This window comes from Acetomicrobium flavidum (assembly GCF_900129645.1).
GTDB classification, from domain to species: Bacteria; Synergistota; Synergistia; order Synergistales; family Acetomicrobiaceae; genus Acetomicrobium; species Acetomicrobium flavidum.
In genome coordinates, this window is record NZ_FSQZ01000001.1 from 1,654,021 (window position 1) to 1,675,018 (window position 20,998).

Annotated in this window: 17 protein-coding genes; 13 read left to right on the forward strand and 4 right to left on the reverse strand. The window is 47.8% G+C overall.

Translation table 11 applies throughout. The annotated features are described in order from the left end of the window. Positions 1 to 9: 9 nt before the first annotated feature. Genes BUQ78_RS08195 through fusA form a run of 8 tightly spaced genes read left to right on the forward strand, consistent with a single transcriptional unit; the run spans position 10 to position 10,645 of the window. Positions 10 to 774: a type III pantothenate kinase gene (locus BUQ78_RS08195; RefSeq protein ID WP_074199873.1), complete on the forward strand. Its 765-nt coding sequence runs from the start codon at positions 10 to 12 to the stop codon at positions 772 to 774. Next, positions 755 to 1,714, forward strand: coding sequence for a tRNA dihydrouridine synthase (locus tag BUQ78_RS08200; RefSeq protein ID WP_074199874.1), 960 nt, complete (start codon positions 755 to 757; stop codon positions 1,712 to 1,714). Before BUQ78_RS08195 ends, BUQ78_RS08200 begins: the two co-directional genes overlap by 20 nt. 15 nt (positions 1,715 to 1,729) lie before the next feature. Beyond that, on the forward strand, positions 1,730 to 3,250 hold the full coding sequence (lysS, locus tag BUQ78_RS08205) for a lysine--tRNA ligase (RefSeq protein WP_074199875.1): 1,521 nt from the start codon (positions 1,730 to 1,732) through the stop codon (positions 3,248 to 3,250). Between the two features lie 5 nt (positions 3,251 to 3,255). Next, positions 3,256 to 5,268, forward strand: coding sequence for an NAD-dependent DNA ligase LigA (ligA, locus tag BUQ78_RS08210; protein ID WP_074199876.1), 2,013 nt, complete (start codon positions 3,256 to 3,258; stop codon positions 5,266 to 5,268). Positions 5,269 to 5,285: 17 nt separating this feature from the next. Further along, positions 5,286 to 5,603 (forward strand): Asp-tRNA(Asn)/Glu-tRNA(Gln) amidotransferase subunit GatC, encoded by a 318-nt coding sequence (gene gatC / locus BUQ78_RS08215; protein WP_014807330.1) that lies wholly within the window; start codon positions 5,286 to 5,288, stop codon positions 5,601 to 5,603. Further along, positions 5,593 to 7,074, forward strand: coding sequence for an Asp-tRNA(Asn)/Glu-tRNA(Gln) amidotransferase subunit GatA (gatA, locus tag BUQ78_RS08220; RefSeq protein WP_074199877.1), 1,482 nt, complete (start codon positions 5,593 to 5,595; stop codon positions 7,072 to 7,074). The genes gatC and gatA overlap by 11 nt, the downstream gene beginning before the upstream one ends. After that, complete coding sequence (gene gatB, locus BUQ78_RS08225; protein WP_074199878.1) at positions 7,071 to 8,531, forward strand: Asp-tRNA(Asn)/Glu-tRNA(Gln) amidotransferase subunit GatB; 1,461 nt, start codon at positions 7,071 to 7,073, stop codon at positions 8,529 to 8,531. Before gatA ends, gatB begins: the two co-directional genes overlap by 4 nt. Before the next feature lie 17 nt (positions 8,532 to 8,548). Then, entirely contained in the window at positions 8,549 to 10,645 is a 2,097-nt protein-coding gene (gene fusA, locus BUQ78_RS08230) for an elongation factor G (protein WP_014807327.1), read from the forward strand. Between the two features lie 81 nt (positions 10,646 to 10,726). On the opposite strand, the gene BUQ78_RS08235 is transcribed toward fusA, so the two are convergent. From BUQ78_RS08235 to nuoE, 3 genes are read right to left on the reverse strand one after another with little or no spacing between them, the layout of a single operon-like run. Continuing rightward, positions 10,727 to 13,942 (reverse strand): FAD-dependent oxidoreductase, encoded by a 3,216-nt coding sequence (locus BUQ78_RS08235; RefSeq protein WP_074199879.1) that lies wholly within the window; start codon positions 13,940 to 13,942, stop codon positions 10,727 to 10,729. Positions 13,943 to 13,959: 17 nt separating this feature from the next. After that, entirely contained in the window at positions 13,960 to 15,732 is a 1,773-nt protein-coding gene (nuoF, locus tag BUQ78_RS08240; RefSeq protein WP_074199880.1) for an NADH-quinone oxidoreductase subunit NuoF, read from the reverse strand. 4 nt (positions 15,733 to 15,736) lie between these two features. Beyond that, on the reverse strand, positions 15,737 to 16,225 hold the full coding sequence (gene nuoE / locus BUQ78_RS08245) for an NADH-quinone oxidoreductase subunit NuoE (protein WP_074199881.1): 489 nt from the start codon (positions 16,223 to 16,225) through the stop codon (positions 15,737 to 15,739). 185 nt (positions 16,226 to 16,410) lie between these two features. Here nuoE and BUQ78_RS08250 point away from each other — a divergent pair, with 185 nt between their 5' ends. From BUQ78_RS08250 to cdd, 5 genes are all read left to right on the forward strand, one after another. Next, the gene (locus tag BUQ78_RS08250; protein WP_014807323.1) at positions 16,411 to 16,656 is read left to right on the forward strand and encodes a glutaredoxin family protein; all 246 of its coding nucleotides are present in this window, start codon (positions 16,411 to 16,413) and stop codon (positions 16,654 to 16,656) included. Positions 16,657 to 16,684: 28 nt separating this feature from the next. Further along, positions 16,685 to 18,058, forward strand: a complete 1,374-nt coding sequence (locus tag BUQ78_RS08255) for a glucose-6-phosphate isomerase (protein WP_074199882.1) — start codon at positions 16,685 to 16,687, stop codon at positions 18,056 to 18,058. A gap of 73 nt (positions 18,059 to 18,131) precedes the next feature. Then, positions 18,132 to 18,884, forward strand: a complete 753-nt coding sequence (locus BUQ78_RS08260) for an ATP-binding cassette domain-containing protein (protein ID WP_014807321.1) — start codon at positions 18,132 to 18,134, stop codon at positions 18,882 to 18,884. After that, complete coding sequence (locus tag BUQ78_RS08265; RefSeq protein ID WP_014807320.1) at positions 18,871 to 19,806, forward strand: SufB/SufD family protein; 936 nt, start codon at positions 18,871 to 18,873, stop codon at positions 19,804 to 19,806. The genes BUQ78_RS08260 and BUQ78_RS08265 overlap by 14 nt, the downstream gene beginning before the upstream one ends. A 6-nt stretch (positions 19,807 to 19,812) precedes the next feature. Beyond that, entirely contained in the window at positions 19,813 to 20,199 is a 387-nt protein-coding gene (cdd, locus tag BUQ78_RS08270; protein WP_074199883.1) for a cytidine deaminase, read from the forward strand. On the opposite strand, the gene BUQ78_RS08275 is transcribed toward cdd, so the two are convergent. Beyond that, positions 20,189 to 20,932 carry a tRNA 2-thiocytidine(32) synthetase TtcA gene (locus BUQ78_RS08275; protein WP_014807318.1) on the reverse strand — a complete coding sequence of 248 codons (744 nt, stop codon included), beginning with the start codon at positions 20,930 to 20,932 and terminating at the stop codon, positions 20,189 to 20,191. The two genes, cdd and BUQ78_RS08275, sit on opposite strands and share 11 nt — an antisense overlap. Between the last annotated feature and the right edge of the window lie 66 nt (positions 20,933 to 20,998).

The window sequence follows — 20,998 nt, forward strand, 5'->3', positions numbered from 1 at the left end:
GGAGCTAAGATGCTATTGGTTTTGGATATAGGCAACACGCATACTTGTGTTGGGATATTCGACGGTGCCTGTTTGGTTACCGACTGGAGGCTTACTTCCGAGAGAAGGACAGAAGACGAGCTTGGGATTTACCTTACTGGGCTGCTTCGCATGAGCGGAATAGATCAGAAATTCATATCTGGCTCCATAATATCGAGTGTTGTTCCGCCTCTTGAAATGGCTTGGCGTGAGGGGATATCTAAATATCTAGGGCTAGAAGCTATGGTCGTCAAATACGAAATGAATCTAGGGATTGACGTACAGTATGAAGTGCCAAGTGAAGTCGGCGCCGACAGGCTTGTCAACGCTGTTGCCGCTGTTCATCATTACGGGAGTCCGGTCATAGTGGTAGATTTCGGTACGGCAGTAACCCTGGATTATGTGACTTCTGATCGTGCTTACCTGGGTGGTGCTATAGCTCCTGGATTGCAGGCTAGCGTCGAGGCCTTATTCGGAAAAACTGCAAAATTGCCCTTGGTGGCGTTGGATACGCCTAAGAGGGTTATCGGGAGGTCTACATCCGAATCCATGAGATCGGGGATAGTCGTCGGTTATGCCGGATTGATCGACGGCTTGGTTGATCGCATGGCGCAGGAGCAAAAGGAAAATCCCAAGGTCATAGCGACCGGTGGCCATGCCGAGATCGTGGCGAGGTGGTCAAGCAGGATCAACACCGTTGACCCCAATTTAACGTTGGAGGGGTTGAGACTCATATATGAGCGCAACGCCAAGTAATCCTCTATGGCTTGCCCCTATGGCCGACGTTACTCTTTGGCCTGTGAGAAAGATGTTTTTCGGTCTTGGCGTAGGGCTTGCTCATACTGAGATGGTCTCTGCCAGGGCCATCATAGAGAAAAGTCATGTTGCTTATGATATGCTGTATAGACATCCCAAAGAAGGTGCTTTGGTGCTGCAACTTTTTTCGGGCGATATTGACGTTCTATTGAATGGGGCCAAAGAAGCATTAAAAGTTAATAGGTTTAATGCCTTAGGCATAAACATGGCTTGTCCATCCAGAAAGGTTATGGCTTCAGGAGGAGGGGCCGCTCTAATATATCGTCCTAATATAGCATCTCGCATGGTGAAAGAGCTCAAAACCCTTGGTTTGCCGGTTTGGGTAAAAACAAGAATTCCAAGCCATGACCCGTCAGATGCCTTCAATTGGTGCGAACTTCTTCTGGCTTCAGGTGCGGATAACGTTGCAATACACGCTAGAACCCCTTCGCAGGGTTATAATGGTAAGTCGGATAGAAAGATCGTAAAGGAGATTGCCGAATCCTTTCCGGGCATGATATCGGCGACGGGGGATGTCTTTTCTGTAAGTGATGTCCTTGAATATATAGAGATGGGTTGCGTTGGCGTCATGATTGCTAGGGGAGCATTGAAGGACCCCTTTATTGTAACTGAAGCTTTAAAGGCCTTGGGATATTCGGTTGGCATGGATGACTCCCTTGGATTTAGGATCAACGTCTTTCGAAGCTTCTTTGAAGATTTAGGGGATATTCGAGATAATATAGCCATGCCCTTGCTTCGTCGCTTTTTATCATGTATTTTTAAAAATGTACCCAGGGCTTCCTATATTCGTTCTTCATTAGCAAACGCAGGAAGCATTGTAAGGGCCAGGGAATTATATGATGCCTTTGTAGACGAATTAAAATTGACCTTTCAATTTTAAGGAGGAAAGCGATAAATGGATTCCGATAACGTAAACAATGTAAACGATGAACGTACCACACCGGAGATGGAAATAAAAAGGCAGCGCATGGAGAAACTGGAGCGTCTTCGTAGTGAAGCAAGGTTTGACCCTTATGTGATCGATAGATGGGATAAAAAGCATAAATTGTCTTTTGTCCATGAGCACTTCTCTCACCTAGGCCCTGACGAGTTGGATAAAGAGGCGACGATAAGGACTGCAGGTCGGGTCATGTCCATAAGAAAACACGGCAAGGCTTCTTTTGTGCATCTAGAGGACGACTCCGGCAGGTTGCAGCTTTATTTTAGCTTTGACTCGTTGGGAGAGGATAAGTACGAATGGTTCAAGAAATGGGTTGATACGGGAGACTTCCTTGGTATAGAAGGCTACCCCTTTAGGACCAAAAAGGGAGAGCTGTCCTTGCTTGTAACCGAGTTTAAGCTGTTAAGCAAGGCCTTAAGGCCTTTGCCTGAGAAGTGGCATGGACTCAAGGATACCGAGGTGCGCTATAGGCAGCGTTATTTAGATATGATTGCCAATCCCGAGGTAAGGGAGGTCTTTAGGAAGCGGGCTAAAATAATAAAGACCTTTAGAGAGGTTTTGGAATCTCACGGGACGCTCGAGGTCGAGACGCCCATTTTGTCTCCAATCGCCGGAGGGGCTAATGCAAAACCTTTCATCACATATCACAATGCTTTGGGCATAAACCTATATCTTAGGATAGCTACTGAGCTTTACCTGAAACGGTTGATCGTGGGGATGTATGAACGCGTCTACGAAATTGGAAAGAACTTCAGAAACGAAGGCATTGACTCCATGCACAACCCTGAATTCACCGCCATGGAGGTGTATTGGGCATATGCTAATTACGAGGATATGATGAACTTGACCGAAGAGATAATCGTTGCCTGTGCCGATGCCATGGGGGGAAGGCAGCTTCCCTACGGTGAGCACATTATAAACTATGAGCCTCCGTTTAGGCGCGCTACCATGGTAGATTTGGTAAAAGAGCACTGCGGCATCGATTTTTTGAGCATCACTGACGAAGATGCCCGAAGGCTTGCCAAAGAAAAGGGTTTAGATATAAAGGGAAACGAGAGTCGGCTTTTAATCATGACCGAGTTTTTCGATAATTTCGTGGAGGAAAAACTCATTCAGCCCACCTTTGTCTTGGGCTACCCCGTCGAGATCTCTCCTCTCGCAAAAAGAGATCCCGATAACCCGGATTTCACCAGAAGGTTTGAGCTATTCATATGTGGCGCTGAGGTGGCCAATGCCTTCAGCGAACTAAACGATCCCCTGGATCAGAGGGAACGTTTCTTGGATCAGCTCAAGAAAAAGGAGGCAGGTGACGAGGAGGCCCATGCTTTCGACGAGGACTTCGTTACGGCCCTTGAACATGGGCTGCCTCCTACGGGAGGGCTTGGAATAGGCATAGACAGGCTTACGATGTTTCTTACGAACTCGAGCTCCATTCGCGATGTGATACTGTTTCCAACCATGCGTCCCAAGGAGTGATACCTGTGGATCTGGAGGAAGCCAGAAGGAAGGTCGAAGAGCTCAGAAGGGAAATAGAAAAACACGACTATTACTATTACGTCTTGGATTCGCCCTTAATAACCGATGAAGAATACGATGCACTCTATAGGCAACTCTTGGAGCTCGAAAAGCGCTTTCCGGAGCTGGTTACACCTGATTCCCCGACTCAGCGTGTAGGTGGACGGCCAAGGGATGAGTTTAGGAAAGTGGTCCATGAAGTTCCCATGCTTTCCATGGATGATGTTTTCAGCATAGAAGAGCTGCGAAACTTTGTAAACAGAGTATATAAAATACTTGGAAGAGAAGTGGACTTCACATCTGAACTAAAGATCGATGGAGTTGCCGTTGCACTCATATACGAGGACGGCAGGTTCGTATTGGGAGCCACAAGAGGAGACGGCAGAACCGGCGAGGATGTGACCGATAACTTACGGACGATTAAAAGCTTACCCTTGAGGCTTCGCGAGCCCGTACCGGGCAGGTTGGAGGTCAGAGGCGAAGTTTACATGACTAAGGAAGATTTTGCCATGCTCAATAAAGCTCGCGAGGAAGAGGGAGAACCGCTTTTTGCCAATCCGAGGAATGCAGCAGCGGGTAGCTTGAGGCAACTTGACCCAAACATAACTGCTAAGCGTAGGCTTCGTTTGTTCGTTTATCAGGTGGTCGATCCGCAAAAATATGATATTTCGTCGCAGTATCAAGCATTGGCCTGGCTCAGGCAAAAAGGGTTCCCAACACAGGGAAACGAGAAATTATGCAAAAACTTTGATGAGTTAGTAGGTTATATTGACGATTGGCAAGATAAAAGACACGCCCTTTCCTACGCGACGGATGGGGTTGTGGTGAAAGTGGACGATCTGCGAACCTATGATATTCTCGGTACAACGGCCAAATCGCCAAGATGGCAGATAGCGTTCAAATATCCTGCAGAGGAAAAAAAGACCCGACTTCTAGATATAGAGATTTCAGTTGGAAGGACGGGGGTCCTTACTCCAGTTGCCATATTGGAGCCGGTGAGGCTTTCCGGGACCCTGGTTCAACGGGCAAGCCTCCATAACGAAGATGAGATAAAACGGCTTGATATACGAATCGGAGACTTCGTCTACGTCCGCAAGGCGGGAGAGATAATACCCGAAGTGGTTCGAGTGGATTTTAGTGCCAGAACGGGTCATGAGATGCCGTTTTCCATGCCAAAAAATTGTCCCGTGTGCGGGGCAGAAGTTGTAAGACTCATGGGGGAAGTAGCCCACCGCTGTCCAAATCGCTCTTGCCCTGCACAATTAAAAGAAGCCATAAGACATTTCGCCTCTCGTGATGCCATGGACATCAGGGGCTTAGGGGAGAAGATCATAGAGCAGCTTGTTGACAAAAAATTGGTCGCTGGTTTTGCCGATCTGTATAAACTGACCAAGGATGATCTTATGTCCCTAGATAGAATTGGACCAAAATCTGCTGAAAATTTAATCAACGCGATAAATAATTCCAAAACCAGGCCGCTTTTCCGATTGATCTATGCCTTGGGCATCAGGTATGTCGGCCTTAGAACTGCCGAGATACTTGCAGAAAACTTTAAAAGCATGGACAGGCTTATGAAGGCAAGCATAGAAGAACTATCCGAAATACCTGGTATAGGTCCTCAAATTGCCTCATCCATAGTCGCGTTTTTTAGAGACGAGGAAAATGTCTCCACTATAAAAGAGCTTGCCAAGATGGGAGTAAATATGACCGAAGAAAAAAAAGAACAGGGACATGGCCCCTGGGAAGGATGGCGGATAGTCTTTACGGGAGAGCTTGAAAGGGCCTCAAGGAGCGAAGCTGAAGAGATTGCAAAAAGCTTGGGAGCTATTCCGACTAATTCTGTCAGCAGAAATATAACAATGGTTGTGGTAGGCAGCAACCCCGGTAGCAAGCTTGCTAAAGCGCAAGAACTAGGTGTTAAAATTGTTGATGAACAAACATTCTGGAAATTGGTCGAGGAAGCTGAGTCGAAAAAATAGACTGGGAGGTTGAGCTTATGGACATGACGTCGGGCGATTTGATCGAAGATATAAGGCGTGTGGCTCGATTAGCCATGCTTGAGTTGAACGAGGAAGAATCTAAGCAAATAGCCGTGCAATTTAAGATGATACTGGATCAACTTCAGACGTTAGGTGAGCTTGATACCAGTGGTATAAATCCTTTTAGGCTTGAGGACATGGATCCCATGCCGTGGCGTGCCGACGAAGTACATATATGGAATCGATATAGCGAAGTGCTCTCTCAAGCTCCGGAGTCTGAGGACGGTTATTTTAAAGTGCCGCGAATTGTGAGGGAAGATAGAGATGAAAAATAACGAATTTTTGAAGCTCTCAGCCATTGAACTGATATCAGGGTATAAAAAAGGGAGTTATACCATATCCGATGTCATAGAGACAGCGTTGGAGCACATAGAGGCAAATGAGAGAAACCTAAATGCCTTGATAACGCCGATGTACGAAGAGGCTCGCTCAAGGGCGTGGATGCTTGATGCTGCCCTAAGTAGAGGTGAGGATATGGGGCCTCTCTTTGGTGTGCCTGTCGTCGTCAAGGATAACATAACGATAGACGGCATTAGGACGACGTGCGGAAGCAGAATGCTTGAAAACTGGATACCTCCGTACAGCGCTCATGTAGTGGAGTGCCTGGAACGGGCAGGCGCGGTCATCATCGGAAAGGCAAACATGGACGAATTTGCCATGGGAAGTTCCACTGAGTTTTCGGCCTTTGGGCCAACGCTTAATCCTTGGGATTTATCCAGGGTGCCAGGGGGAAGTTCCGGCGGAAGCGCCGCATCTGTAGCTGCGGGTTATGCGCCTATATCCCTAGGGAGTGATACCGGCGGTTCTATCAGGCAGCCGGCCGCCTTTTGTGGGGTATATGGCTTAAAGCCCACATATGGCTTGGTCAGCAGATTTGGCCTGGTTGCCTTTGCTTCATCACTGGATCAAATTGGTCCTTTTGCGCGAAATTTGAGCGACTTGGCTGTGGTATTACAAGTCATCTCAGAAGCTGACACAAGGGATGCGACCTGTGTCAGAAAGGAAAGGCCAAATTACCTGGATTTTTTAAATGTGGAGTCGTTAAAGGGCTTTAAAGTTGGTTATCTGTCCGGTTATGAATCCATGGAAATAGATGAAGAGATTAAAAGAGGAGTAACTCAAGCCTTAAGGATATGTCAAGACGCTGGTGCTGAAATAGTTGAGGTAAAACTTCCGATATCGACGAGATATGGCCTTCCCTGTTACTACACGATAGCGCCGGCAGAGGCAAGCTCAAACTTAGCGCGGTTCGATGGAGTTCAATACGGTTTTTCTGTGGAGGCAGAAGATTTGCAAGATCTTTACCTCAAAAGTCGCGGTGCCGGCTTTGGGCCGGAGGTAAAACGAAGGATACTTATCGGCACCTTTGTTTTGGGTTCAAGCAGATATGATGCTTACTACCTGCAAGCTCAAAAGGTCAGACAACTGATAATAAGGGAGTTCGATGCCGCCTTTTCCCGAGCCGATGTCTTGCTTATGCCTGCCACGCCAACTTTGCCCTTTAGGCGCGGAGAAAAAATGACTGACCCGGTAAAGGCTTACATGGCGGATCTTTTCACGATACCTGCAAATCTTGCCGGTTTGCCGGGCTTGTCCATGAAGATATCCTTTAGCCACTCGGGCTTGCCGATTGGCGTTCAACTCGTTGGGAAAAAATTTGGTGAAGGCGACATATTAAAGACAGCTTCCGTTATTGAAAAAGTCATAGGGCCAGCTGTAACCACTTTAGGGGGCGATCGAAAGTGAGCAAGTTCATTCCCGTCATAGGCCTTGAGATACATGTTCAATTGGCCACCAAATCCAAGATGTTTTGTTCCTGTCCAACCGATTATATAGGCGTCAAGCCCAACAGCCACGTCTGCCCTGTCTGTCTGGGATTGCCCGGATCGCTTCCAGTTATCAACGAAAAAGCCATAATGCTTGCCATAAAGACTGCCCTGGCAATGCGCTGCAGGGTAAACACCCATACGATATTTCATCGGAAACACTACTTTTACCCTGACCTTCCCAAGGCATATCAAATAAGCCAATATGATTTACCCCTTGCCGTGGACGGGCATGTCGAAGTTAGCGCCGACGACGGCAGTGTCCAAAAAATTAGGATACAAAGGCTGCATTTGGAGGAAGATGCAGGAAAGCTGGTGCATTCGGCCGCAAGCGGAAGGTTGATGGGCGCAGAATACTCCCTTGTCGACTACAACAGGGCAGGTGTTCCATTAATGGAGATAGTCACACACCCTGATATAACTTCTCCCAGGCAAGCAAGGGAGTTCGTTTCGAGGTTGCGTCAACTCGTGAGGTATTTAGGCGTTTCCGACGGCGATATGGAAGCCGGTTCTCTCAGGGTGGATGCCAACATCTCCATAATGGAGCCAGGTGGCAAGTATGGGGATAAGGTCGAAGTTAAAAACATGAATTCCCTGCGAGCGCTGGAACGCGCGCTAGAATACGAATACCAAAGACAAAGCGAGCTTAAAAGTGAGGGCAAAGCTATCGTTCGAGAGACAAGGCATTGGGATGATGGCGCCAACGTAACCATTTCGAGCAGGAGCAAGGAAGAAGCTGAAGACTACAGGTATTTTCCGGATCCGGATCTTCCGCCCTTAGTGGTGGATGAGCGGATCATCGTTCAGTTGTGCAAGGAGTTGCCAGAATTACCTTGGGAAGCGCGAGATAGGTTCATGAGCGATTATGGCCTTCCCTTGGAGGAAGCGGAGATTTTGACAGAACGTAGAGATGTTGCCCTTTTCATGGATGAGCTTATAAAACATGGAGCACCCGTAAAATTGGCATCTAACTGGATAAAGACGGAAATACTGAGAGTGTTAAACGAAAAAAATATTTCTGTTGAGGAGCTTCCAATTCAAACGGCGGAGATCGCCAAGCTGCTTTCGCTGGTGGATAAGGGCGATCTTTCTACGACAGCAGCAAAGGAAGCCTTTAGCGTCATGCTGGAAAAAGCCGTAACCGTAGAGGAAGCTGTAAATGTGCTGGGACTTAGTGCCGGTAGAGTTACAGGTCATGAGCTGGAAATCGTGGTAAACAAAGTACTGTCAGAAAATGCGGATGTCGTCGCAGATATCAAGGCAGGCAAGGATACAAAAGGCAAAAAACTGAAGTTCTTACAGGGTATCGTTATGCGTGAGACAAAAGGTCAAGCGGATCCGAAAGAGGTGCAATCGCTCATCATGAGCAAGATTTAAATTAAGGGGGTAGGACGATGGGAACGCGTAAGCCTGAAGACACTAGAACTATTGCTGTAGCAGCTCATGGAGGTGCCGGAAAGACATCTTTAGTCGAGGCTATGCTGTACGATGCAGGAGCCATAGGTCGCTTAGGAAAAATTGAAGAGGGTAACACCGTAAGCGATTTCGATTTAGAGGAGCAGAAAAGGCAAATTTCCATAAATACGTCTGTGATCACCTTCGACTACAAAGGCAAAAACTTGTTTGTCCTTGATACCCCTGGATACGCAGACTTCGTCGGAGAGTTGCGCTCAGGCATGAGAGTGGCCGATTCGGTTGTGATATTGGTAAGCGGCGTCGACGGAGTAGAGGTTCAAACGGAGAAGGCCTATGACTTTGCCAGCGACTTCTCCATTCCTGTCATCTTTTTCATCAACAAGTTGGACAGGGATAATGCAGACTACGATAAGACATTGAAAGAAATACAGCAGGTTTTGACCGATAAGGCCCTTCCCCTGTTCCTTCCAATTGGCCAAGAAAGCAACTTCAAAGGCGTGGTAAATGTCTTAAGTGGCAAGGCTTATGTTTATAAAGGAGGCGGAAGCAAGGAATTCGAGGAGAGTACACCTCCGGCCGATCTTGAAGATAAACTTGCCGCAGCCAAAGAAGCCCTCATAGAAAGGATCGTTGAGGTTGACGACGATCTGATGATGCGCTACCTAGACGGCGAGGAGCTAAAGGAAGAAGAGCTGACAGCGGCGCTTAAAAAGGCCGTATTTCAAAGGGTTGTCATGCCGGTATTGCCCGGCTCAGCCATAGCAAACGTCGGTGTATTTCAGCTGCTGGATGTCATAAGCGACATACTGCCTTCACCTGTGGATATGTTTCCGAGAAAGGCGATAAATGCGGAAGGCAAAGAGATCGAGGTAAAACCCGATCCGGACGAAAAGTTTAGCTCCTTGTGCTTCAAGGTAATGGTAGATCCATATGTGGGAAAACTGTCCTTTATAAGGGTTTTTTCCGGAAAACTTGCATCGGATCAATCGGTGTACATAGTAAACAAAAAGGTGGAGGAACGAATTAGCTCCTTAAGATTTATGAAAGGCAAAGAGGGCAAGGATGTCAAAGAGGTGATTGTGGGTGATATCGTAGCAATCCCGAAATTGCAAAACGCAGCTGTTGGAGACACCATAGCCGTTAAGGGGGTAGATTTCCTGTTTCCCCCCATTCAATTTCCAAATCCCGTCTACAGCTTGGCAGTTGTCCCTAAAAGCAGAGCCGACGAGGATAAGCTGTCCAACGCGATTCACCGTATGTTGGAAGAAGACCCCACCTTGCGCTATGAGAAAAACATCGAAACTGGAGACCATTTGTTATCCGGAATGGGTGATCTCCACCTGGACATAGTGCTATCTCGCATCAAAGAGCGTTACGGTGTCGAGCTTGAGACGCGCCTTCCGCGGGTACCTTACAGGGAAACCATCAGAAAGCCGTCTAAAGCTCAGGGCAAATATAAAAAGCAAACCGGAGGGAGAGGGCAATACGGGGATGTATGGCTCGAACTTCAACCTTTGGAACGAGGATCTGGTTTACAGTTCGAGGATCGAATTGTCGGTGGGGTAGTGCCCAAACAATATATCCCGGCCGTCGAAAAGGGATTAAGAGAAGCTGCCCAAAAGGGAGTGCTTGCGGGATATCCAGCGATCGACTTTAAGGCCATCCTTTATGATGGTTCCTATCATGAGGTTGACTCGTCGGAAATGGCTTTCAAAATAGCCGCTTCGATGGCTTTCAAAAAATGCTTCGTCGAAGCATCTCCTGTATTGCTTGAGCCGATCATGAACGTCGAAGTGGTGGTGCCGGAGGAGTATCTTGGTGATGTAATGGGCGATTTAAATTCAAGGCGCGGGAGGATAATGGGCATCGAAAGCAGGGGAAGGTTCCAGGTCGTCAAGGCACAGGTGCCATTGGCCGAGATGTTCAGATACGCCATTGTGCTTCGGTCCATGACTTCTGGGAGAGGTAACTTTTCCATGGAATTCTCTCACTATGAGGAAGTGCCGCAGGATTTGGCCAAAAAGATCATAGCACAGGCCCAGGTAGAATCCGAGGAGGAAGCTGCGTCCAAGTGATTGCCCTTTAACGCATGTTACATATCGCATATAAATAAGCGGGAGCGAACTCCCGCTTATTTATATGCCCGTTTACGCGATTTACTTAATCATCGTAAGCAAGCGCGATAGGCTCATGACGTTTTTTGGGGGGACTATGGCTTCCTTCTGCTCCAGCACTGCTCCGGACAAATTCGTGACGTGTCCGCGCCTTTCGTGCCACCCTGTTATGGGCATGATTATACGAGCGCTTATGTCGTCGTAGGTTTTAGAGGACAGCAAAGCACAATCAACGCCTTTGTCAACTGCAAAAAACATCTTTCTTACCCATCGGTCAGGTTCTATCAAAAGTACTTTGCTTATCTTTCCTTCTTTTATCATGCTCAAGTTTTCAGTCGTAGGCGTTAGCATATTGCCTAGAATGCGTAATGCCCCTTCGGTATTAGCTCCACGATAAAGAGGCAGGTAAGTGCATTTGTCAAGTTTACTGCATAGTTTCAGCAACGCTTGCGACGAAACGATGCTTGAAGCTACTTTGGGTCCTACCAAAACCAAGGGGCGTTTGGCGTTTATCAAGACATCTTTGGCCTCTTTTATTTTGTCCTCGCTTATCTCGTAGAGCCTCGAGGCTTCCTTGGTGAGACCGCTATCGAGGGATTCAAGCAGGGCGGACAGGTCCGTCATATCTGTCTTAAGCATTATCGTAGATCCTTTATCGAGCAATCCCGGAGTGCTTCCAAGGTATATTATCTTTAGGGCTCCCGCTCGAACTCTTTTGCGAAGAAGCGTTGGGATGAGTGGAAGTTCTTGATCCAAATTGTCGTCGATCACAAAGGCCACGTCTGCCTCGAAGAGCTGTCCTAACGTACCTCTTCTTTGCCCCTCGTTGGCGGTTAAGGTCAAGAAGGGCTTAAACTCGTCTGCCTCGGGCAAGGATATTACGGCATTGGGCGCCAAATTCGTTAAGGTGTCCTTTATGGCCTCATAATCTTCGTTGCTTAAGGAGTTGCCGAGCAATATGGAGATATTGTCGTTTGAACGCAGAAAATTCGATATCTTTTCTAAAGCTTCGGGGTTAAAGTCAGGACATGGTTTTGCTGAGTTTAGGTGGAAAGTCCGTGCTTTATGGCAAGTCAGTCCTTTTGTGGGGGATACGGCAGAGTTCAAATCGGAGTTAACTCGAACTACGCTACGTCCAGTTTTGTCGGAATTTATGACAACTTCGCACCCCAATGAACATTCTCCGCATGTAGTTTTTGTTTCCATGGGAACCTCGCTGTGCGGCCAGCGCTGCCTTCGCTTTTCGGTCAATGCCCCAACAGGACAAAGTTGCACGCAAATTCCACATCCAGTACATTCGGCCTCGTCCAATGGCTTTAGGTATGCGTCGTGAATGGTAGATACAAAACCGCGGTTTATGAAGTCGATGGCATGCAATCCGACTATTTCATCGCATGCCCTGACACATCGTCCGCATAGTATGCATTTGTCCATGTTCCTATCGTAGTAGCGAAGCTTTTCTTCGAAGCGCTTGACCTTCTCGCCACTAAGCCGCGTCGGAGATGCCTCGTATTTGACTGAGTAGGCGCGCAATTTGCACTCAAATATATCGGGACAGCCGCATTCCATGCAACGGCTCCCATCGTGTTTGATTTGCTCTTCCGTTAAGCCTTTGTTAAATTCCTCGAATGGCATGCTTAGCCTTTCATGAGCAGGAAGCACTTTGGGATGTTCGCGGGGTTGTTTTTCTCTGTCGAGAAAATCCTGGGGGCCTAGGTCGTCTCGCGTTACGTCGCACTCGTAAGGGCTCTTTGCACATCCCTTCGTTATATAGTGATGTATGGATTCAGCCGCGAAATGGCCTTCTCCTATGGCAGCTATGGCTATGTCGGGGCCCGTCTTTAGGTCTCCGCAGGCAAACACTCCTCCTATGGGGGTGGCGAAGTTTTCATCGACCAGGATCCTTCGACCATCGTGTATCTCAGGCGGAAGGACTTTCAAGACAGGCCTTTGGCCGATGGCTGCTATTACAGTATCCACAGTTACGACAAAGGTCTCTCCCGTGGGAATGGGCCTTCTTCTGCCCGATGCATCTGGTTCTCCTAAGGCCATCTTTTCACACACGATTTCGCGCACCCGTCCGTCGCCCCTTATCTCCTTTGGAGCTGCCAGATAGATGAAATTAATGCCTTCTTCCATGGCCTCCTCTATCTCTATATCTTCAGCGGGCATTTCTTGTCTCGTGCGCCTATATATGACCGTTACTTCCTCGGCACCCAGCCTCTTGGCGCATCGGCAGGCGTCCATGGCAGTATTGCCGCCGCCTATGACGGCTACCTTTTTGCCGATGTCCACTGATACGTGGTTGTTTACGTCGTATAAGAATTCTATCCCGGCCAATACTCCCTTGAGATTCTCTCCGGGTACGTTAAGGGGCGTGCTTTGCCAACAACCGAAGGCAAGCAACACGGCGTCATGTCCTCTTTGAAGTTCTTCCAACGTCATGTTCCTTCCTAAGGCCATATTGGTCTTGACGTTAATGCCCCATGACAACAGCCAATCTATTTCTTTCTTTAAGACGTCCTTTGGAAGCCTATAGCCGGGTATCCCATAGCGCATCATGCCGCCAAGCTCTTGTTCCTTCTCATATATTGTGACCTGGTATCCTTTTTTCCTCAAGAAAAAGGCAGCAGATAACCCTGCCGGTCCGCCTCCCACTATGGCAACACTGTGACCATTATCCTTGATATCGTCTATGTGCCCAAGGTTGCCACGCTTTAGTGCCCAGTCTCCCACGAAGCGCTTTATTTCCCTTATGGAGACCGGCTCTTCGTCTACGAAATTTCTTCTGCATTTTTCTTGGCAAGGTGCCGGACAGATCCTGCCTATAGAGGCTGGCAGCGTAACATTTTCGTGAAGCAGGTCCAAAGCCTCTTTATATAAGCCCGATACAGCCAGATTGACGTATCCTTGTACGTCTCCCCTGGCCGGACAAGCTAAGGTGCATGGTGGTCTGCAATCTCCCACATGATCGGACAGAAGCAATTCCAGGGCAGTCTTTCTTGCAAGCCTGGCCTTTTCAGTGTCAGTGTATATTTCCATGCCATTTGAGATCTTGTTGGAACAAGCCCTAACCAAGGTTTTGGCGCCCTTAACTTCAACGAGACATACGGAACACCCTCCATGAACCGATAAGTGTGGATCGTAGCAAAGGTACGGGATCTCCACGCCGCAGTCCTGGCAAAGCTCTAAGATTGTCTGTCCCGGAAAGCCGTATACTTCACGACCATTTAGCAATACCCTTACGTTTCGTTCCATATTTCGAAGCCTCCTCACTACTCAACGGATATGGCGGAGACAGGACATGTCTGTTTGCATTGTCCGCATCTTACACATTTAGAGTCGTCTATCTCATGAGGTTCCTTGACCTTCCCAGTTATGGCGCTAACTGGGCAAATTCTGGCGCATCTGGTGCATCCGATGCATTTTTCGCTATCTATGACATAATGTATCAGCGAAGGACATACCTTTGCAGGACAACGCCTGTCCTTTACGTGGGCTTCGTATTCCTCTCTAAAATACTTAAGGGTGGTAAGCACCGGATTTGGCGCCGTTTGACCCAGTCCGCAAAGAGAACCTTCTTTCACCTGCAAGGCCAGTTCGTAAAGTAGATCCAAGTCTTCCATCTTACCCTTACCTTCGCTGATGCGCTCAAGTATTTCCAGCATCCTCTTTGTGCCTATCCTACAAAATGGGCATTTGCCACAGGATTCTCGCTGTGTAAAATTCAGGAAGAATTTGGCCACGTCTACGACGCAGCTTGTCTCGTCCAAGACAATCATTCCGCCCGATCCCATGATGGCACCCGTTGCCGTGATTGACTCGTAATCTATGGGAGTATCCAAGAGTCGTGACGGTATGCAACCTCCAGAAGGGCCACCCATCTGTACTGCCTTTATGTTCTTTCCACCGGCAATACCGCCGCCTATGTCGAAAATTACCTCCCTGATGGGCATTCCCATGGGCACTTCGACAAGCCCGCCTTTGGCCACCTTTCCGGCCAATGCAAAAACTTTGGTTCCTTTGCTTCTTTCCGTGCCATAACGCGCAAACTCGTTAGCACCGTGCCTTATGATCCAAGGCACGTTTGCGTAAGTCTCTACATTGTTTATGTTGGTAGGTTTCCCCCAGACACCGCTTTCGGCAGGGAAGGGAGGTCTAGGACGAGGCATACCTCTTTTTCCTTCGATAGATGCTATTAATGCCGTCTCTTCGCCACATACGAAGGCTCCGGCTCCCTCCTTTATCTCTATGTCGAAATTAAAACCGCTGCCCAATATGTCACTGCCAAGGAAATTTTCTTGCCTCGCCTGGTTTAGGGCTATGTTAAGCCTCTTTATGGCAAGCGGATATTCTGCGCGACAGTAAATGTAGCCATGAGAAGCACCAACGGCATAGGCACATATTATCATCCCCTCGATCACGGCATGAGGATCGCCCTCGAGTACGGATCTGTCCATGAAAGCACCAGGGTCTCCTTCGTCGGCATTGCATATGATATATTTGGGCTCCTCCTTAGCCTGTCTGGTGAACTTCCATTTTAGTCCGGTGGGAAAGCCAGCTCCGCCTCGACCTCGTAGGCCCGATCTGTAGACCTCGTCTATAACCTCTTCTGGAGGCATGGTTTTCAATGCCTTTGCAAGCGCTTTATATGCTCCTCTAGATATGGCCTCATCTATCCTTTCGGGGTCTATAATCCCGCAATTTGCCAGGACTATCCGAACCTGCTTGTTCATCCTCCTGTTTTCCGGGGCTTCCTCGATCTCGTTGCTATAAACAACTTTTTCTCTTAGTGTTTGAGTAGGCGAAAATGACGAATTTACAAGCTCCTGTGCCAAGGCGGGAGTCATATCTCCATAGATTGTCCTTTTGCCGTCAATGTCAACTTCCACAAGCGGTTCATAAGAACACAATCCAATACAACCAACCTGCTTTAATATGACCTCATTCTTGCCTTCAAGGAGTTTTTTAAGCTCTTTGTAAACAGGTTCAGCTCCAGAGGCAAGCCCGCAACTGGCCATGCCCACTCGCACAGTGATCTTAGCCATTATTTTATTCACCTCTTTCAGCTTTTCGATAGGATTCGAGCACCTTCACGGCCTTATCGGGCGTCAGACGACCATAAACATCGTCTCCTACCATCATGACAGGTGCCAGGCTGCAACATCCAAGACAGGCAACTAGTTCCAGGGTAAAAAGGCCGTCGTCTGTAGTCTCACCTTCCGAAACGCCCAAGTACCTCATTACCTCTTGTGCTATGAGCAGGGAACCCTGTACATGACAAGCCGTACCCCTACATAGCTTTATAGTATACTTGCCCAAGGGCTTAAACCTGAAAGCGGCATAAAAGGTTGCTACGCCGTAAAGGGTTGCCTCTGGTATATCAAGCTCTTTTGCTACCTTGCTGACAACTTCTTGGGGTAGATACCCAAATGTGTCTTGAATCTTGGATAGGAGTTGTATCGTGATGCCCCTCTTGCCCTTGAAGCTTTCAACGATATCTCTTATCGCCTGTTCGTCATCTTGTTCGACAGAAAGCATTAACTTCCCTCCTTAATTAAGGCCAACATTTTTCTAAAACACGAGCATATAATATAACACCAACCTGTATGGCATAAAAGCTACATATCTTATTTTGAATTATTGCACCTTTTGGGGTAATGTGTTATAGTCCATATGACAGATGTTTGGTATGCCTAATTTTAATTTAAGGGAAGGTGAAATCCATGAAAGTCAAGGTTTATAGCACACCCACGTGTCCTTGGTGTACTAAGGTCAAGGAACATTTGCGAGAATTGGGCGTAGAATACGATGAAATTGATGTCAGCAAGGATAGGGCTGCTGCTATGGAGATGGTAAGACAGACCGGACAGATGGGAGTGCCTGTAACTTTTATAGGCGATGAATTTGTCGTAGGTTATGATCCGCAGGCCATTGATGAGCTTTTGAGGGAAAATGACCTGTTAGCTTGATGTTAATAGTAAAAAGGAGGAACGCGCTTTGGATGAGCTTCTGAGCATGTCTATAGGTGGTGCCATTTTTAGCGGTAACTCTTCTATAGAAGATGAGATCGATCGTTTGTCTATAAAAATAGAAGAAGCAGATGTACATTTACGCGAAAAGGGCAGGGACGATGCGGATGGTTACGGATGGGTCAATTTGCCCTATCAGGATTTGACAAAAATCATAGAGACGGCCGATTGGCTTGCCCGTTCCGATGCGATCGTTCAGATCGGAATAGGGGGCTCTGCTTTGGGCAACAGGATGCTCGTAAATGCGCTTCTTCCTCCTTTTTACAATGAACTCGAGGCGCCCTTAAGACGCGGACCAAGATTTTATTTGTTGGAAAATTCCGATCCGGCAACTGCGGCAGCTGTGCTAAACAGGATCGATGTATCAAAGACCGCTTTTGTTGTCGTCAGCAAGTCCGGTAGCACGACAGAGACCATCGCTCATTTCCTTTGGGTATGGCAGATAGTCAGGGATAAACTAGGCAACAAAGCTCAAGAACACTTTTTAGTGATAACTGACCCCAAAAAAGGTGCTTTGCGAAAGTTTGCTAAGGCTACTGGTTGTAGGAGCCTAGGAATTCCCGAAAGCGTCGGTGGGAGGTATTCCGTTTTGACTTCCGTGGGCCTTGCAACAGCCGCTGCAGTTGGTATCGATATAGAGAAGCTGCTCCTTGGAGCAAGGCAGATGGACCAAAGGCTCGCAATGCGGCAACAAACTTGGGAAAATCCGGCTTGGGCCTTGGCGGCTTTAAATGTCATCCATGCAAGGCTTGGAAGAAATATGGCGGTCATGATGCCCTATGGAGATGGGCTTTTGGCCTTTGCCGAATGGTTTGCTCAGCTATGGGGAGAAAGCTTGGGTAAAAACGGGTTTGGTACAACTCCTGTTCGCGCCCTGGGAGCAATTGATCAGCATTCGCAGCTTCAACTTTATATGGAAGGTCCCGACGATAAGCTCATCACCATGATCGATGTTCAAAACAGGCCAGGCTTTGAGTTGCCAAGAAAAATTGAAGATGATGTTTTAAGGGAATTTGACTTTCTGTGCGACAAGACCTTGGGGGATCTTTTAAGCATAGAGGCTCGTTCGACGGCTTCCGCCTTGATCAAGGCAGGAAAGCCGGTCGTTTACTTAAAGATACCGGAGATCTCCGAGATATATGTTGGGGCATTAGTCTTTTTCTACGAGTACGTGACGGCGTTGGTCGGGCTTTTGATGGATATTAACCCCTTTGATCAACCGGGAGTTGAACAGGGTAAACGTTACATATATTCCCTAATGGGACGTCCGGGGTATCAGGAATATGAAAGTGAAGTCGAAAAATACTTCGGAATTTGCAGCAAGTTTGAGATCATAGTTTAATAGCAACACGTGCCTGTTTTATTGCAGAAGAAGCAAAAGGCTAGTAAGAAATAGGCGATGGAGGAAAACATAAATGACGGAGGCACCATTGCTTTACTTAGATGATATAACAGTTAGCAGAGAGAACGGTAAGAAGCTGCTTGACAAGGTTACTATAAAGGTCGGGCATGGCGAGATAACGGGAGTGTTGGGCCGAAACGGTGCAGGCAAGACGACGCTTGCTTACACCATCATGGGGTTGCCCTCCTACAAGCCTGATTCGGGACGGATATTTTTTGAGGGCGAAGACATAACGGGCCTTTCTATAACGGAGAGGGCCAGGCTAGGGATAACTTTGGCATGGCAGTACCCGGCAAGGTACGAAGGCATAACGGTAGCAGAATATTTAAGGTTATCCCGAAGGGACGCAACAAAACGCGAACTGGAGGAAGCCTTGGATTTCATTCAGATGGAAGCCTTTTACCTAGACAGGTTCGTCGATAAGGCTCTATCGGGAGGGGAAAGAAAGAGGCTTGAGCTTGCCTCGGTTTATTTGATGCGACCTAAGCTTGCCATACTTGACGAACCCGATTCGGGCGTCGATATGCTCGCCATCGGAGATGTCGTTAGGCTTTTCAAGAGGCTTGCTGATTTTGGGAGTAGCGTCTTGGTGATAACGCACAGGGATGATATAGCATCCGCATGCGATAGGGCTTATCTGTTGTGTAACGGGAAGGTGATGCTCGAGGGACAACCGGTAGCCGTGAAACAATACTACATGTCCTTGTGTGGACCATGTTCCGATCCGCTCTTAGCCAGCGAGGTGACTTCTAATGAATCTAAATGAAGAATATTCAACCTTGATAGAAATCGCTCGAAAGACCGGGGATCCCATTAAATCCGATGAGGCACATGTGATAGTTCATGCCAATAACATTCTCGCCTCAAAGGATGTGCCGGGCCTTGTGATTGACGCTGAAGAAACCGAATATGGCATCAGGGCAACCTTTACCGTAAAGGCAGGATTTGTCTTAAAAAAACCTGTACATCTTTGTTTTGGCCATTTGGGCAAAGAGGGCAAACAGGTCATAGAAAGCAAGATCGTTTTAGAAGATGGGGCTAAGGCCAAATTTTACTCTCACTGTATTTTCCCTAATGCCATTGAGTTTCTTCATGCCATGGAGGGAGATATAGTCGTGGGAAAAGGTGCCGATATGACCTACGAGGAAGTACACGTACACGGTCCGGAAGGCAAGATAGAGGTACGGCCAGTGACGCGCGTCATCGTCAACGAAAAGGGCAGGTATGTCAGTAACTTTGCCCTTATAGAAGGTCGAGTAGGCATTTTGTCCCTCGATGTAGATGTTGACGTCATAGGACGGTTGGGAAGTGCCGAGATCACGTCAAAAATTTATGGCAAATACGACGACCAGTGCAGCGTCAAGGACGTGATTCGCCTTTCAGGCGAAAACTCAAGCGGCTTGGCCAAGGCAAGGGTTGTGCTAAAAGACCATAGCTTCGGAAAGTTTTATGGAGAGGTGCAAGGAGCTGCGGAAGGGGCTAAGGGCCATGTGGATTGCACTGAAGTAGTTCAAGGATATGCCAAGGCAGAGGCTGTGCCCGTGGTCTCGGTCATTCATCCCGGGGCGGAGATAACGCACGAGGCAGCCATAGGCAAAATAGCGAATGAAAAGCTCTGGGGGTTGATGGCCAAGGGTTTAAGCGAAAACGAAGCTATAGACGTCATAGTTTCGGGCCTTTTGCGGTAAAGGTCTATGTCTGCGCAAGAACAGGAACTTTTTGCCTTGGCGAAAGAGGCTCGTGAGAGTGCATACGCTCCATATTCGGACTTTAAAGTGGGGGCGGCCCTTCTTGGCGAGTCAGGCACTATATATTTGGGGTGTAACGTGGAAAATGCTTCCTTCGGTCTTACTGTGTGCGCTGAAAGGATAGCCCTCTTTAAGGCCGTTTCGGAGGGGGAGCGGGTTTTTAAGGCGATAGCCATATACGCCGGCAGCAAGTCGGTACCTCCTTGCGGAGCATGCCTTCAAGTAATGGCGGAATTTGGGGATCTTGATATCCTTTTGTTTGATTCGAAAGGAAGCTACGTAAAGTGGCGGATTTCGGAGCTTTTGCCTCAGGCCTTTCGCCTCAATGGCTAGTAGTCCAAAGGGCTCTCTTAAGGGCTGTTAACGCGCTATACTCCCCTTGGGGAGCCTCTTTTGTTATCTCGTTTAACAGTTCCTTCATGAACTTCCTTTTGGTATTATCGCCGTAAGGGCATTTGGGGCTACTCAAAGGGATTTTTACTAAGGAGGCTGCGGACAGTATCTCTTTTTCAGGCAGATATATTAGGGGCCTTATCACCCATGTTTGTGTCCGGCTTTGCCAAGTCTTGGGTTGCAACGTATGAAATCTTCCAGAGTAAAACATGTTGAGCATCAACGTCACAATAGCGTCTGTGAGGTGATGCCCCAACGCCAATTTTGCAAACCCCTTTTCGTGGGCTATTCCGCTTAAGATTCCCCTTCTCATGTTGGCACAAAAGCTACAGGGCGAGCTTTCGTTTCGAAGCTTTATTATCTCAAAGATGGGATAGGGGTAGTAAATGTGGGGTATGTCAAGGCTTTTACAAAAATCCCTGAGCTCTAAGGCGTCAAAATTGCCTCCAGTTGGATCCACCGTCAATGCTGTAATGCTAAACTTCGTGGGGCTCACTTGCTGTAGGTGTTTTAGGGCCAAAAGTAATAAGGTACTGTCCTTTCCGCCAGACAGCCCCACCAACACGTTGTCACCGTCTTCGATCATCGAATAGGCACATACGGCTTCGCCTACTGCGTGCTTGATTTGTTCGGGCAAAAATACCATGCGCATCACCAGGTAAAAGCATATCATTTTTTTCTTTTCTGTAAACAAAACATGTATAATTAAGGTTACTCTTGAGGGGATAGCTGGAGGTGT

What these genes read in the sequence shown, in the direction of transcription:
- BUQ78_RS08200 (WP_074199874.1), top strand. Translation starts at nt 755, where the DNA reads ATGAGCGCAACGCCAAGTAATCCTCTATGGCTTGCCCCTATGGCCGAC.
- BUQ78_RS08265 (WP_014807320.1), top strand. Translation starts at nt 18,871, where the DNA reads ATGAATCTAAATGAAGAATATTCAACCTTGATAGAAATCGCTCGAAAG.
- cdd (WP_074199883.1), top strand. Translation starts at nt 19,813, where the DNA reads ATGTCTGCGCAAGAACAGGAACTTTTTGCCTTGGCGAAAGAGGCTCGT.
- BUQ78_RS08235 (WP_074199879.1), bottom strand. Translation starts at nt 13,942, where the DNA reads ATGGAACGAAACGTAAGGGTATTGCTAAATGGTCGTGAAGTATACGGC.
- BUQ78_RS08250 (WP_014807323.1), top strand. Translation starts at nt 16,411, where the DNA reads ATGAAAGTCAAGGTTTATAGCACACCCACGTGTCCTTGGTGTACTAAG.
- BUQ78_RS08275 (WP_014807318.1), bottom strand. Translation starts at nt 20,932, where the DNA reads ATGATATGCTTTTACCTGGTGATGCGCATGGTATTTTTGCCCGAACAA.
- gatA (WP_074199877.1), top strand. Translation starts at nt 5,593, where the DNA reads ATGAAAAATAACGAATTTTTGAAGCTCTCAGCCATTGAACTGATATCA.
- BUQ78_RS08195 (WP_074199873.1), top strand. Translation starts at nt 10, where the DNA reads ATGCTATTGGTTTTGGATATAGGCAACACGCATACTTGTGTTGGGATA.
- nuoE (WP_074199881.1), bottom strand. Translation starts at nt 16,225, where the DNA reads ATGCTTTCTGTCGAACAAGATGACGAACAGGCGATAAGAGATATCGTT.
- nuoF (WP_074199880.1), bottom strand. Translation starts at nt 15,732, where the DNA reads ATGGCTAAGATCACTGTGCGAGTGGGCATGGCCAGTTGCGGGCTTGCC.
- lysS (WP_074199875.1), top strand. Translation starts at nt 1,730, where the DNA reads ATGGATTCCGATAACGTAAACAATGTAAACGATGAACGTACCACACCG.
- fusA (WP_014807327.1), top strand. Translation starts at nt 8,549, where the DNA reads ATGGGAACGCGTAAGCCTGAAGACACTAGAACTATTGCTGTAGCAGCT.
- BUQ78_RS08260 (WP_014807321.1), top strand. Translation starts at nt 18,132, where the DNA reads ATGACGGAGGCACCATTGCTTTACTTAGATGATATAACAGTTAGCAGA.
- gatC (WP_014807330.1), top strand. Translation starts at nt 5,286, where the DNA reads ATGGACATGACGTCGGGCGATTTGATCGAAGATATAAGGCGTGTGGCT.